This window comes from Enterobacter bugandensis (genome assembly GCF_900324475.1).
Lineage (GTDB): Bacteria > Pseudomonadota > Gammaproteobacteria > Enterobacterales > Enterobacteriaceae > Enterobacter > Enterobacter bugandensis.
Map to the genome: position 1 here is coordinate 4,674,076 of NZ_LT992502.1, position 14,185 is coordinate 4,688,260.

At 54.8% G+C, this 14,185-nt stretch carries 12 protein-coding genes; 8 read left to right on the forward strand and 4 right to left on the reverse strand.

The features are described 5' to 3' along the window. Nucleotides 1–4 precede the first annotated feature (4 nt). The 3 genes from rbsA to kup all read right to left on the reverse strand — a co-directional run bounded on the left by rbsA (nt 5) and on the right by kup (nt 4,032). Nucleotides 5–1,510, reverse strand: a complete 1,506-nt coding sequence (gene rbsA / locus DG357_RS22675) for a ribose ABC transporter ATP-binding protein RbsA (protein WP_041911754.1) — start codon at nt 1,508–1,510, stop codon at nt 5–7. A gap of 7 nt (nt 1,511–1,517) precedes the next feature. Beyond that, a complete protein-coding gene (gene rbsD, locus DG357_RS22680; protein WP_003862392.1) occupies nt 1,518–1,937 on the reverse strand; it encodes a D-ribose pyranase in 420 nt (139 codons plus the stop codon). A 226-nt stretch (nt 1,938–2,163) separates the two neighbouring features. Further along, nucleotides 2,164–4,032, reverse strand: a complete 1,869-nt coding sequence (gene kup, locus DG357_RS22685) for a low affinity potassium transporter Kup (RefSeq protein WP_045261172.1) — start codon at nt 4,030–4,032, stop codon at nt 2,164–2,166. Nucleotides 4,033–4,253: 221 nt separating this feature from the next. Here kup and ravA point away from each other — a divergent pair, with 221 nt between their 5' ends. After that, nucleotides 4,254–5,750, forward strand: a complete 1,497-nt coding sequence (gene ravA, locus DG357_RS22690; RefSeq protein ID WP_045631286.1) for an ATPase RavA — start codon at nt 4,254–4,256, stop codon at nt 5,748–5,750. Further along, nucleotides 5,744–7,195: an ATPase RavA stimulator ViaA gene (viaA, locus tag DG357_RS22695; protein WP_028014911.1), complete on the forward strand. Its 1,452-nt coding sequence runs from the start codon at nt 5,744–5,746 to the stop codon at nt 7,193–7,195. Before ravA ends, viaA begins: the two co-directional genes overlap by 7 nt. Here the strand turns inward: viaA and asnA are convergent, their stop codons facing one another. Next, nucleotides 7,196–8,188, reverse strand: coding sequence for an aspartate--ammonia ligase (gene asnA / locus DG357_RS22700; RefSeq protein ID WP_041911750.1), 993 nt, complete (start codon nt 8,186–8,188; stop codon nt 7,196–7,198). Nucleotides 8,189–8,339: 151 nt separating this feature from the next. Here asnA and asnC point away from each other — a divergent pair, with 151 nt between their 5' ends. The 6 genes from asnC to atpB all read left to right on the forward strand — a co-directional run bounded on the left by asnC (nt 8,340) and on the right by atpB (nt 14,154). Further along, the gene (asnC, locus tag DG357_RS22705; protein ID WP_008500198.1) at nt 8,340–8,798 is read left to right on the forward strand and encodes a transcriptional regulator AsnC; all 459 of its coding nucleotides are present in this window, start codon (nt 8,340–8,342) and stop codon (nt 8,796–8,798) included. Between the two features lie 90 nt (nt 8,799–8,888). After that, nucleotides 8,889–9,338 (forward strand): FMN-binding protein MioC, encoded by a 450-nt coding sequence (gene mioC, locus DG357_RS22710; protein WP_041911749.1) that lies wholly within the window; start codon nt 8,889–8,891, stop codon nt 9,336–9,338. A gap of 374 nt (nt 9,339–9,712) precedes the next feature. Next, a complete protein-coding gene (gene mnmG / locus DG357_RS22715) occupies nt 9,713–11,602 on the forward strand; it encodes a tRNA uridine-5-carboxymethylaminomethyl(34) synthesis enzyme MnmG (protein WP_048961467.1) in 1,890 nt (629 codons plus the stop codon). A gap of 107 nt (nt 11,603–11,709) precedes the next feature. Next, nucleotides 11,710–12,333, forward strand: a complete 624-nt coding sequence (rsmG, locus tag DG357_RS22720; protein ID WP_049001577.1) for a 16S rRNA (guanine(527)-N(7))-methyltransferase RsmG — start codon at nt 11,710–11,712, stop codon at nt 12,331–12,333. Between the two features lie 616 nt (nt 12,334–12,949). Continuing rightward, nucleotides 12,950–13,330 carry a F0F1 ATP synthase subunit I gene (gene atpI, locus DG357_RS22725; RefSeq protein WP_008500194.1) on the forward strand — a complete coding sequence of 127 codons (381 nt, stop codon included), beginning with the start codon at nt 12,950–12,952 and terminating at the stop codon, nt 13,328–13,330. Between the two features lie 8 nt (nt 13,331–13,338). Beyond that, nucleotides 13,339–14,154, forward strand: a complete 816-nt coding sequence (gene atpB, locus DG357_RS22730; RefSeq protein ID WP_028014916.1) for a F0F1 ATP synthase subunit A — start codon at nt 13,339–13,341, stop codon at nt 14,152–14,154. Nucleotides 14,155–14,185: the final 31 nt, after the last annotated feature.

A 14,185-nucleotide genomic window follows, 5' to 3' on the forward strand; every position in this document is an offset into this window, starting at 1 on the left:
CTTCTTACTCCTGATTCACGCGATTAAGCTTGCCCACAGCGGCAGCCATCAGAACTTCCTGGGTGGCCTGCTCGCGAGTGAATTCACCGCCGAGATGCCCTTCATGCATGACGATAATGCGATCGCTCATGCCTAATACTTCTGGCATCTCGGAAGAGACCAGAATGATGCTCAGACCGTCGGCCTTGAACTGGTTAATCAGCTGATAGATCTCTTTTTTCGCGCCCACGTCCACGCCGCGGGTTGGCTCGTCGAGGATCAGCACCTTCGGGCGCGTCATCAGCCCGCGGGCAATCGCCACTTTCTGCTGATTCCCGCCGGACAGCAGGCCAATAGCCTGCTCCATCGACGGGGTTTTAACGTTGAAGAGACGGATAAAATCGCTGACCGCCTGCTGCTCATCTTTATGCTTCAGGCTGCCGCCGCTATGGCTGAAATAGCGCAGCGCGGTGAGGGACATATTCTCTTTCACCGACATGCCCAGCACTAAGCCGTCGCGCTTGCGGTCTTCGGAGATATAGACGATGCCGTTCGCCAGCCCGTCCTGCGGCGAGCGGGTCACCACTTCATGGCCGTCAAGAGTAACGTAACCGCTGGTGCGCGGCAGTGCGCCGTACAGCACTTTCATCAGCTCGGTACGGCCCGCGCCCATCAGGCCCGCCACGCCCAGGATCTCGCCCTGACGCAGGGTAAAGGTCACATCGTTTACGCCTGGGCCGCAGAGGTTATCTACCTTCAGGCGGATCTCGCCCGGCGCTTTGTCCAGATGCGGATATTGGTCTTCGAGCTTACGTCCCACCATCATTTCGATCAGCGTATCTTCGGTCAGCGTCGCCACTTCGCGCTCGGCGATAAACTGGCCGTCGCGGAAGACGGTCACGTCGTCGCAAATTTCGAAGATCTCTTTCATGCGGTGAGAGATATAGACAATGCCGCGCCCCTGCGCTTTCAGTTCGCGGATCACGCGGAACAGGGATTCGGTTTCGGTATCGGTCAGGGCATCGGTCGGTTCATCCATAATGATGACCTTCGACTCGAAGCTCAGCACCTTCGCGATTTCCACCATCTGCTGATCGCCGATGGAGAGGTCGCCCACCAGACGGTCACTCTTAAAGCGCAGGTTCAGCTTCGCCAGCAACTTGTCCGCTTCGGCGTACATGGTTTTCCAGTCGATTTTGCCGAACCGGTTCACGAACTCGCGGCCCAGGAAGATGTTTTCCGCAATGGTCAGTTGCGGGATCAGGTTCAGCTCCTGGTGAATAATGCCGATGCCCGCTTCCTGAGAGGATTTCGGGCCGTTAAAGGTGGTTTCTTTACCCAGCCAAACGAGTGAACCGGCATCGCGCTGGTAGATCCCGGTCAGCACTTTCATCATGGTGGATTTGCCGGCACCGTTTTCGCCCACCAGCGCCATCACGCGTCCTGGGTAGACGTTAAGCGCCGCACCGGAGAGGGCTTTTACGCCCGGGAACGACTTATCGATCCCTTTGAGTTGCAGTAATGCGTCCATGATGGCCTCAGAAGGTGACGCCAGCACAGAGAATGATATTCGCATACGGGGAACACTCCCCGCTGCGAATCACCGCCTGACTGTCTGCGGTTTGTTGTTTGAACTGTTCGTGCGTTGTGTAACGAATTTCTATGGTGTTTCCCTGGTGTTGTTGCAGTTGCTCAATGTGGCTGAGCAACGTTTCGTGGAGTTGCGGATTATGTTGTTTGATTTCCGCCGCGAGAATGGCCGCCTCAACCTGCATCTCCGCCGTCACTACCTCCAGTACCTGCATAAACGAGGGCACGCCCTGCGTTAACGCCATATCGATACGGGTTGTGCTGCGCGGAACCGGTAAGCCTGCATCGCAAACCACCAGCGTATCGGTATGCCCAAGACGGGAAATAACCGATGAGATTTCTGAGTTGAGAACCGTGCCTTTCTTCATTTTCTTGCTCCACTAGCGAAACGTTTCGCTAAAAATAGTGTAGCCGCATAAATGTTCAGAAAACCATCATGACGTAACGGATTTGTGATCAACGTCGAAACGTTTCGCTAAGTGAAATGGAGGGGAGGTAAATGCAAAACGGTAACCGTCAGGTTACCGTTTTAGATGTTTGCGCCCTCTCCCTGTGGGAGAGGGACGGGGTGAGGGCATCAGGCCGCACGGAGACTTAAATCTCGACCTGCGTCCCCAGCTCAATGACGCGGTTAGGCGGGATCTCAAACTGGTCAGGGGCGCGCAGGGCGTTACGCTGCAGGATCAGATACAGCTTACCGCGCAGACGCAGATACCATGGGCGCTTGCCGATGATCAGCGACTCGTGGGACATAAAGAACGACGTCTCCATCATCCGGCAGCTTAACCCTTCCAGACCGCAGCGGTGGAACACCTCTTCCACGTTCGGCGTTTCGCGCCAGCCGTAGCTCGCCACCACGCGCCAGAAGGTCGGGGACAGCTGCTCAATCTGTACGCGGCGCACGTTGTGAACGTACGGCGCATCTTCGGTGCGCAGCGTCAGCAGGATCACGCGCTCGTGCAGCACTTTGTTGTGCTTAAGGTTATGCATCAGCGCAAACGGGATCACATTCAGGGCACGAGACATGTAAACCGCGGTACCCGGCACGCGCACCGGCGGGGATTTCTCAAGCGACGCGATCATCGCCTCCAGAGAATTACCGTGCTCATGCATGCGGCGCAGCAGGCGGAAGCGCTCGCTTTTCCATGTGGTCATGACAATGAACATCAACAGGCCCAGCGTCAGCGGCAGCCAGCCACCGGAGACAATTTTGTCGAGGTTCGCAGAGAACAGCGGCACGTCAATGCACAGGAAGCCCACCAGAATCATCCCCACGAGGAACTTATTCCAGTGCCAGTTGCGGTACGCCACCGTGGTGGAGAGAAGCGACGTCAGCACCATCGTACCGGTCACGGCAATACCGTAGGCCGCCGCCAGATTACTGGAGTGTTCGAAGCTAACAATCACGATCACAACAGCGAAGTAGAGCAGCCAGTTAACGAACGGGATGTAGATCTGGCCCGACTCCATCTCTGAGGTATGGATGATGCGCATTGGCGAGAGATATCCCAGACGAACGGCCTGACGGGTCAGAGAGAACACCCCGGAAATCACCGCCTGAGAGGCAATCACGGTCGCCAGCGTTGCGAGGATCAGCATAGGCACCAGCGCCCAGTCAGGTGCCAGCAGGAAGAATGGGTTCTTAATCGCTTCCGGGTTCTTGAGCAACAGCGCGCCCTGACCGAAGTAGTTCAGCACCAGCGACGGGAGCACCACAATAAACCATGCCACGCGGATAGGCAGCTTCCCGAAATGCCCCATGTCAGCATAGAGCGCCTCCACACCGGTGATGGAGAGCACGACAGCTCCCAGCGCCACGAAGGAAACCACTTTATATTCAAGGAAGAAATGCACCGCCCAGTAAGGGTTCAGCGCATGCAGCACTTCCGGGTTCGCAATAATGCTGCGCAAACCGAGCGCCGCCAGGATCAGGAACCAGGCCAGCATAATCGGCGCAAACAGTTTGCCCACCAGCCCGGTACCGTGTTTCTGGATCATGAACAGCAGCGTCAACACGATGATTGCCAGCGGGACAACCCAGGCATCAAGCTGCGGGGCAATAATCTCCAGCCCTTCAATCGCCGAGAGCACCGAGATAGCCGGTGTTATCACCACTTCCCCGTAGAAGAAGCTGCCACCTATCAGGCCGATAATCACCAGCACAGACGTCATTCTGGCCGAGGTATTGCGACCGGCAAGGGACATCAGGGTCAGGATCCCGCCTTCGCCCGCATTATCTGCACGCATAACGAAGGAGAGATATTTAACGGAAACGACCAGGATCAGCAGCCAGAAGATGAGGGACAGGAAGCCAAACACGGCATCGCGCTCAACACCAAAGCCAAACTGGCCGGACAAACATTCACGAAGCGTATAAAGCGGGCTGGTGCCGATATCACCGTAGACAACCCCGATCGCCGCAAGCGTTATTGCGGGTAATGATTGCTTATTATCAGTGCTCATAGACTAGTCTTTTCGTTTAAATAACAAATGTGTTCCTGTCCCTTGGTCCACAAAAAGCGCACAGTATGCACGATTCATTGCAAAATCGTACCCCTAAATGCAACCGCATTAATGTAGCGCAAAGAAAATTGCGCCGCACTTCAGCCTATTACCAGCCCTGACTGAAACGTCTATACTCGCTTCAATTGGCCGCCACAACGGCGAAAGGATGCAAAACTATTATGGCTCACTCACATTTATTAGCAGAAAGAATTTCCCGCCTCAGCAGCGCGCTGGAGAAAGGCCTTTACGAGCGTAGCCACGCCATTCGCCTTTGCCTGCTGGCGGCATTGAGCGGTGAAAGCGTATTTCTGCTGGGACCGCCGGGCATTGCCAAAAGTTTGATTGCACGCCGCCTAAAGTTCGCTTTCCAGAACGCTCGCGCATTTGAATATTTGATGACGCGCTTCTCCACGCCAGAAGAAGTTTTCGGCCCGCTTTCTATTCAGGCGCTGAAAGATGAAGGGCGCTATGAGCGTCTGACGGCGGGCTATCTCCCGGAAGCGGAAATCGTCTTTCTTGATGAGATCTGGAAAGCCGGCCCGGCCATTCTGAATACCCTGCTGACGGCAATCAACGAACGTCGCTTCCGCAACGGCGCGAGCGAAGAGAAGATCCCCATGCGCCTGCTGGTGGCCGCGTCAAACGAACTGCCCGAAGCCGACAGCAGCCTGGAAGCGCTGTATGACCGCATGCTGATCCGCCTGTGGCTGGATAAAGTCCAGGATAAATCAAACTTCCGTTCAATGCTGGTGAGCCAGCAGGACGAAAACGAAAACCCGGTGGCACCTTCACTGCAGGTGACGGACGAGGAGTACCATCAGTGGCAGGACGAGATCGGCAAAATTAAGCTGCCCGACGCCGTCTTTGAGCTGATCTTCATGCTGCGCCAGCAGCTTGATTCCCTGCCTTCCGCCCCGTACGTCTCAGATCGTCGCTGGAAAAAAGCGATCCGTCTGCTCCAGGCCAGCGCGTTGTTCAGCGGTCGCGACGCGGTCGCCCCTATCGATCTGATCCTGCTAAAAGACTGCCTCTGGCACGACGCAGAAGGCATGAACCTGATGCAGCAGCAGCTGGACGTTTTGATGACCGGGCACGCCTGGGGGCAGCAGGCGATGCTCAACCAGCTGGGGGCGATTGCCCAACGGCGCATTCAGCTCCAGCAGCAGCAAAGCGATAAAACCGCGCTAAAAGTGAACCGACTGGGCGGCATGTTCGCCCGCAAACCGCATTACGAGCTACCCGCCGATCTGACCGGCACGACGCTGACACTGCTGCTCCAGCAGCCCCTCAAGCTGCATGATATGCAGGTGGTGCACATTACGATTGAACGCGAGCCGCTGGCGCAGTGGCTGGATAAGGGCGGGGAGATCCGCGGAAAGCTCAACGGCATCGGTTTCGCGCAGCCGCTGAATATGGAAGTGGACAGCAGTCAGCACCTGGTGATCCGCGACGTGAGCCTTCAGGGATCGCGTCTTGCGCTTCCCGGCACCGCCTCGGACAGCGTGCCGGAAGAGATTAAACAGCAGCTGGAAGCGCTGGATACCGAATGGCATCAGCAGCACACCCGCTTCAGCGAGCAGCAAAAATGCCTCTTTATTCATAGCGACTGGCTAGGTCGCATTGAAGCCAGCCTGCAGGACGTCAGCGCGCAGATCAAACAGGCGCGTCAATGCTAACGCTGGACACGCTCAATATGATGCTGGCCGTCAGCGAGGAAGGGTTGATCGAGGAGGTGGTGATTACCCTTCTGGCATCGCCGCAGCTGGCGGCCTTCTTTGAAAAATTCCCGAAACTCAAAAAAGCGATGACGGACGATCTCCCGCGCTGGCGCGACAATCTGCGGCAGCGGTTTAAGGAGACAGAAGTCCCGCCTGAACTGACGGAGGAAGTCGCGGCCTATCAGCAGTGTCAGCGGCTATCGACGCCACAGTTTATCGTCCAGATCCCGCAAACCCTTACCCTGCTCGATAAAGTCCACTCTCCGTTTGCCAGCCAGGCCAGAACGCTGGTCACAGAAAACGTCACCTTTACCCCGGCGCTGCACACCCTCTTTTTACAGCGCTGGCGCCTGAGCCTGGTCGTCCAGGCTACCACGCTGAACCAACAGCTTCTGGATGAAGAACGGGAACAGCTGCTCAGCGAAGTCCAGGAACGCATGACGCTGAGTGGCCAGCTCGAGGAGGTGCTGGTAGAAAATGAAAACGCCGCTGGTCGCCTCTGGGATATGAGCGCCGGGCAGCTGCGGCGCGGGGATTATCAGCTGATCGTGAAGTACGGCGACTTTCTTACCCAGCAGCCGGAGCTGATGAAGCTCGCGGAACAGCTCGGCCGCTCGCGAGAGGCCAAATCGGTCCCAAAGAAAGATGCCCCGATGGAAACCTTCCGCACCCTTGTACGCGAACCGGCTACCGTGCCGGAGCAGGTCGACGGACTCCAGCAAAGCGATGACATCCTGCGCCTGCTGCCGACCGAGCTAAGCACGCTGGGGATGACCGAACTGGAGTATGAGTTTTACCGTCGGCTGGTGGAAAAACAGCTTCTCACCTATCGGCTGCACGGCGAAGCCTGGCGAGAGAAGCTCAGCCAGCGCCCGGTCGTGCATCAGGACTTTGATGAGCAGCCGCGCGGGCCGTTTATTGTCTGCGTGGATACGTCCGGATCAATGGGTGGCTTTAACGAGCAGTGTGCGAAGGCGTTCTGTCTGGCGCTGATGCGCGTGGCGCTCGCTGACCGCCGTCGCTGCTTTATCATGCTCTTCTCCAGCGAAGTCGTGGGCTACGAGCTGACGAACCAGCAGGGCATTGAGCAGGCCATCCGCTTTTTAAGCCAACGTTTTCGCGGCGGCACCGATCTGGCCAGCTGTTTTCGCAGCATTGTAGAACGGATGCAGGGCGGCGACTGGTACGACGCTGACGCGGTGGTGATTTCCGATTTCATTGCCCAGCGGCTGCCGGAAGATGTGGTAAATAAAGTGAAGGAGCTGCAGCGCGTGCACCAGCATCGTTTTCATGCCGTGGCGATGTCCGCACATGGAAAACCCGGCATCATGCGCATCTTCGATCATATCTGGCGCTTTGATACCGGGTTGCGTAGCCGTCTGCTCAGACGCTGGCGGCGTTAATTAAAGAAGAGAATCGACGCTTTCACGTACCTGCTGCGGCCAGACTCCACATTGCACCTGACCAATGTGAGACAGTTGCAGCAGCAGCATGGTCAGACGGGACTGCCCGATACCGCCGCCGATGGTCTGCGGCATTTCACCGCGCAGCAGCGCCTGATGCCACTCTAATTTAAGGCGATCTTCATCACCGGTCACCGCCAGCTGGCGCTTCAGCGCCTCTGCATCCACGCGGATCCCCATCGAAGAGAGCTCAAACGCATCTTCCAGAACCGGGTTCCAGACCAGAATATCGCCGTTCAGACCGGCATATTCGCTTTCGCCCGCGGTGCTCCAGTCATCATAATCCGGCGCACGAACGTCGTGACGTTTGCCATCAGACAGTTTGCCGCCGATGCCAATCAGAAATACCGCGCCCAGTTCTTTGGCGATCGCCCGCTCGCGGCCTTTGGCATCAAGATCCGGGAAGCGGCTCAGCAGTTCCTGGCTGTGGACAAAGTGGATCGTATCCGGCAGGAACGGTACCAGACCAAACTCTTTGCTCACGGCCGCTTCGGTCGCTTTGATCCCCGCGTAGATCGCCTCAACGGTGGATTTCAGCGTGCCGACGTGGCGTTCACCATCTCCCATTACTCGCTCCCAGTCCCACTGGTCAACGTAGACAGAGTGAATTGGGGAGAGGCGGTCTTCATCGGGGCGAAGGGCTTTCATGTGCGTGTAGAGCCCTTCGCCCGCGCTGAAGTCGTGTTGTCCCAGGGTTTGACGCTTCCACTTCGCCAGGGAATGCACCACTTCGAACTGGGCGTCTGGCAGTGTTTTCACTTTCACCTGTACCGCTTTTTCGCATCCAGACAGGTTATCCTGCGTCCCGTCACCCACGCGGCTAAGAATCGGCGCCTGAACTTCAATAAGACCAAGCTTCTCTTCCAGCTGGCGGGAAAAATGGGATTTTACGAAACTGATCTGGCGTTGTTTTGCGATGTAAGCGGTTTTCATTATTTATACTCCTGCGTCCTGTTGATAATGATTAAGCAACAGAACCGGCACTTAATTCAATAACCCATCAACAAAAAGCCACCTTAACTTTTGATTCGTTAAAATAAGACGCTAGAATAGACGTATTCATTAATCTTCATAAGAAAAAGCTATGGAAAATTATCAGATCGACAATCTGGACCGCGGCATCCTTGAGGCCTTAATGGCCAATGCCCGTACAGCCTACGCTGAACTGGCGAAACAGTTTGGCGTCAGCCCGGGAACCATTCACGTTCGCGTAGAGAAGATGAAGCAGGCAGGGATCATTACCGGTGCGCGCATCGACGTCAGCCCGAAGCAGTTGGGTTACGACGTCTGCTGCTTCATCGGCATTATTCTTAAAAGCGCAAAAGACTACCCCTCCGCGCTGGCAAAGCTGAACGCACTCGATGAAGTCACCGAGGCGTACTACACCACCGGGCACTACAGCATCTTTATCAAGGTGATGTGCCGCTCCATCGATGCCCTCCAGCAGGTACTTATCAACAAGATCCAAACAATCGATGAAATTCAGTCCACCGAAACACTGATCTCCCTGCAAAACCCGATCATGCGTACCATCCGCCCGTGATCGGGCAAATTCATTCCCACATTTTCCACAGGTAGATCCCAGCTCGTTCACAGCGTACAATGATCCCCTCTTTATCTGAGCGAGCGATCAATGGCGGACATTACCCTTATCAGCGGCAGCACTCTTGGCGGTGCGGAATACGTAGCGGAACATCTGGCTGAAAAGCTGGAAGATGCAGGCTTTTCTACACAAACGCTGCACGGGCCGCTGCTTGAAGATCTCCCGGCTGACGGGGTCTGGCTGCTGATCACCTCCACGCACGGCGCGGGCGATCTGCCGGATAACCTGCAACCTTTATATGACGAACTGCTGGAACAGCAGCCCGACCTGTCAAACGTCCGTTTTGGCGCAGTGGGGATCGGCAGTCGTGAATATGACACCTTTTGCGGGGCAATAGAGAAGGTCGAAGCCGCTGTTACCGCTTGCGGAGCAAAACAGCTGGGTGAAACGCTCAAGATCAACATCCTCGATCATGACATTCCGGAAGATCCAGCCGAGATCTGGCTCGCGGAATGGAAAAATTTACTCAAAAACGATTAAAGATCGCGCGAACAGATGTGGATAACTCTGGTTAAAAGCTCGTATTAACCCGTAGTTATCCAAAGAACAACCCTAGCGTCGTTTTTGGCCTGTGTATAAAGTCGCGATCTGATCCCAGCTTATACGGTCCTGGATCACTGATCATTCACAGCAAACGATCCTTCCTAACTGCATGATCTTATTTGCAGGATCGGACTTATCCACACGTGTCCGCGATCCTAATAAGAGATCACAATAGAACAGATCTCTAAATAAAAAGATCTTCTTTTTAATAGCCCAGGATCCCAATGCTTTCTCGAAAGACTAAAGTTGAGTAGAATCCACGGCCCGGGCTTCAATCCATTTTCATACCGCTTTACGCGAGGCAGACCACCATGTTTTATCAGGATCCTTTTGACGTCATCATCATTGGCGGGGGTCATGCAGGCACTGAGGCCGCAATGGCCGCAGCGCGAATGGGTCAGCAGACCCTGCTTTTGACACACAATATCGACACGCTGGGACAAATGTCCTGTAATCCGGCGATTGGCGGCATTGGGAAAGGACACCTGGTAAAAGAAGTGGATGCACTTGGCGGCTTGATGGCGAAAGCGATCGATCATGCGGGCATTCAGTTTAGGATACTAAACGCGAGTAAAGGCCCTGCTGTTCGCGCCACTCGTGCGCAGGCAGACCGCGTGCTTTACCGCCAGGCCGTGCGCACCGCGCTGGAGAACCAGCCGAACCTGATGATCTTCCAGCAGGCGGTAGAAGATCTTATCGTTGAGAACGATCGCGTCGTGGGCGCCGTGACCCAGATGGGCCTCAAGTTCCGCGCCAAAGCCGTGGTGCTTACGGTCGGGACATTCCTGGACGGCAAAATCCATATTGGTCTGGACAACTACAGCGGTGGCCGTGCTGGCGATCCGCCGTCCATTCCGCTGTCTCGTCGTCTGCGTGAACTGCCGCTGCGCGTCAGCCGTCTGAAAACCGGCACGCCGCCGCGTATCGATGCGCGCACTATTGATTTCAGCGTACTGGCCCAACAGCACGGCGATAACCCGATGCCGGTTTTCTCGTTCATGGGCAACGCGGCGCAACACCCGCAGCAGGTACCGTGCTACATCACGCATACCAACGAAAAAACTCATGACGTGATCCGCAATAACCTCGATCGCAGCCCAATGTACGCTGGCGTGATCGAAGGGATCGGCCCACGTTACTGCCCGTCGATCGAAGACAAAGTGATGCGCTTTGCCGATCGTAACCAGCACCAGATCTTCCTGGAGCCGGAAGGGCTGACCTCGAACGAAATTTACCCGAACGGCATCTCCACCAGCCTGCCATTCGACGTGCAGATGCAAATTGTTCGCTCAATGCAGGGGATGGAGAATGCGAAAATCGTTCGCCCTGGCTACGCTATTGAGTACGATTTCTTCGACCCACGTGACCTGAAGCCGACGCTGGAGAGCAAATTCATCCACGGCCTGTTCTTCGCGGGGCAGATTAACGGCACCACCGGCTACGAAGAAGCCGCAGCGCAGGGTTTGCTTGCCGGTCTGAACGCTGCCCGCTTCTCTGCCGAGAAAGAGGGCTGGGCACCGGCGCGTTCTCAGGCCTATCTGGGCGTTTTGGTCGACGATCTCTGCACGCTGGGCACCAAAGAACCGTACCGTATGTTTACCTCTCGCGCGGAATATCGTCTGATGCTGCGCGAGGACAACGCCGACCTGCGTCTGACCGAGATAGGCCGCGAGCTGGGTCTGGTGGATGACGAACGCTGGACGCGCTTCAACGAGAAGCTGGAACGTATTGAACAGGAACGTCAGCGCCTGAAAACCACGTGGGTAAACCCACAGGCGGAAACCGCTGCCGAAGTGAACGCTCACTTAACAGCGCCGCTGTCGCGTGAAGCCAGCGGCGAAGATCTGCTGCGTCGTCCTGAAGTCACATACGAGAATCTGGTCAAACTGACCGCGTTCGCACCGGGCCTTGAAGACGCTGAAGCTGCCGAGCAGGTCGAAATTCAGGTGAAGTACGAAGGCTACATCGCGCGTCAGCAGGATGAGATCGAAAAACAGCAGCGCAACGAAAACACGCTGCTGCCGGAAATGCTGGACTACCGTCAGGTGACGGGCCTTTCCAACGAAGTGATCGCTAAGCTGAACGATCACAAACCGGTATCGATTGGCCAGGCCTCCCGTATCTCGGGCGTTACGCCGGCGGCGATTTCGATCCTGCTGGTGTGGCTTAAAAAGCAGGGCATGCTGCGCCGTAGCGCGTAATTGACATTGCTTTTGGCGGGTGGCGCTTCGCTGACCCGCCCTACTTATTCGTAGGCCCGGTAAGCGGCAGCGCCACCGGGCAAAAAAACTCTCAACAGGTATTCACCGTGCTCAACAAACTCTCTCGTCTGCTGGATCAGGCAGGTATTTCGCTCACCGATCACCAGAAAAACCAGCTGGTGGCGTATGTCGATATGCTGAACAAATGGAATAAAGCGTACAACCTGACGTCTGTGCGCGATCCCAACGAGATGCTGGTTCGCCATATTCTCGATAGTATCGTGGTGGCGCCGTACCTGAAAGGTGAACGTTTTATCGACGTGGGGACGGGGCCGGGTTTGCCGGGCGTTCCGCTGTCGATTGTCCGACCTGAGAGCCATTTCACGCTGCTGGACAGCCTGGGCAAGCGCGTGCGCTTTTTACGCCAGGTTCAGCATGAACTGAAGCTCGATAACATCACGCCCGTACAGAGCAGGGTAGAGGAGTTTCCGGCAGAGCCGCCGTTTGACGGCGTTATCAGCCGTGCGTTTGCTTCGCTCAATGACATGGTGAGCTGGTGTAAGCATCTGCCGGCAGAAGATGGCCGTTTTTATGCGCTGAAAGGACAGCTGCCCGGTGATGAAATTGAACAGCTTCCGGACGGTTTTAGCGTTGAAACCATCGAGAAATTAAACGTTCCGCAGCTCGACGGTGAACGTCATCTGGTGATAATTAAGCCAAACAATTTTTAAAAAAATAATAAAAAATGTGGAATTTGTGCTGTTCTGAGTATGTTAAAAAACAGCACAACTACCCGGGATTAACCAGAGAGCGTTTAACCGCTTTTTTACCAGGGATTTTCTTGTGGTTAACCTCACGTCGATTATTCATCGTGAAGATAGTCAACTATGAAAATATCAGCCTGCTAAAAGTGGAAGGCTGTAACCAGAACGCAATGTTAATTATTTATTAAGAATGTCAATAAAAGGTTTTTATTGTGTACGGGGCTGTTTTGAAAATAGTTGCGATATTTTGTGTTTAATTTCAGAAAGATAATCTTGGGCGATTTACGTCTTTGATAAATACAACCTTATCGCAAATGTGTGTTTTGTGATCTCGTGCACGCTTTGTAGTCAACGTTTTCGCGCTGTTTGCAGTTTTGCTCGAAGGTCGGTGCTTTCTACGAAAGTTAAAAAATAGCGCTGGGGAAAAATATTTAAACATTTATTCACCTTTTCGCTACTTAATGTTTGAAATCACGGGTACGCACCGTATAATTTGTCCGCTTTTTGATGCTTGACTCTGAGCCTTAAAGGACGTTTTATACGACACGCGGCATACCTCGAAGGGAGCAGGAGTAAAAACGTGATGTCTGTGTCGCTCTTGAGTAGAAACGTTGCTCGTAAGCTTCTGTTCATTCAGTTTCTGGCTGTGATAGCAAGTGGACTGCTGTTTAGCCTCAAAGACCCCTTCTGGGGCATCTCCGCCGTGTGCGGGGGTTTGGCGGTCGTGCTGCCAAACGTGTTGTTTATGATTTTTGCCTGGCGTCATCAGGCGCATACACCCGCCAAAGGCCGCGTGGCCTGGTCCTTCGCCCTCGGCGAAGTGTGTAAGGTGTTGCTGACCTTTGCTCTACTGGTGATGGCGCTGGCGGTTTTGAAAGTGGTATTCATGCCGCTGATAGCAACGTGGGTTTTGGTGCTGGTGGTACAAGTTCTGGCTCCAGCTGTAATCAATAACAAAGGGTAAAAGGCATCATGGCTTCAGAAAATATGACGCCGCAGGATTACATAGGTCACCATCTGAATAACCTTCAGCTGGACCTGCGTACATTCTCGCTGGTGGATCCACATAACCCCCCGGCCACCTTCTGGACGATCAACATCGACTCCATGTTCTTCTCGGTGGTTTTGGGTCTTCTGTTCCTGGCCATGTTCCGCAGCGTTGCTAAAAAAGCGACCAGCGGTGTTCCAGGGAAATTCCAGACGTTCGTTGAGATGATCATCGGCTTCGTCCATGGCAGCGTGAAAGACATGTACCATGGTAAGAGCAAGCTGATTGCTCCGCTGGCCCTGACCGTGTTCGTTTGGGTCTTCCTGATGAACCTGATGGACCTGCTGCCAATTGACCTGCTGCCGTTCATCGGCGAGCACATCTTCGGCCTGCCTGCGCTGCGTGTTGTACCGTCTGCGGACGTGAACATCACCCTGTCGATGGCGCTGGGCGTGTTTATCCTGATTCTTTTCTACAGCATCAAAATGAAAGGCGTAAGCGGCTTTGTGAAAGAGCTTACCTTGCAGCCGTTCAACCACTGGGCGTTTATTCCGGTCAACCTGATCCTGGAAGGCGTTAGCCTGCTGTCCAAACCTGTTTCACTGGGTCTGCGACTGTTCGGCAACATGTATGCGGGTGAGCTGATTTTCATTCTGATCGCGGGTCTTCTGCCGTGGTGGTCACAGTGGGTTCTGAATGTGCCATGGGCCATTTTCCACATCCTGATCATTACGCTGCAAGCCTTTATCTTCATGGTTCTGACGATCGTCTATCTGTCGATGGCGTCTGAAGAGCACTGATTTTTTACCAACACTACTACGTTTTAATTGA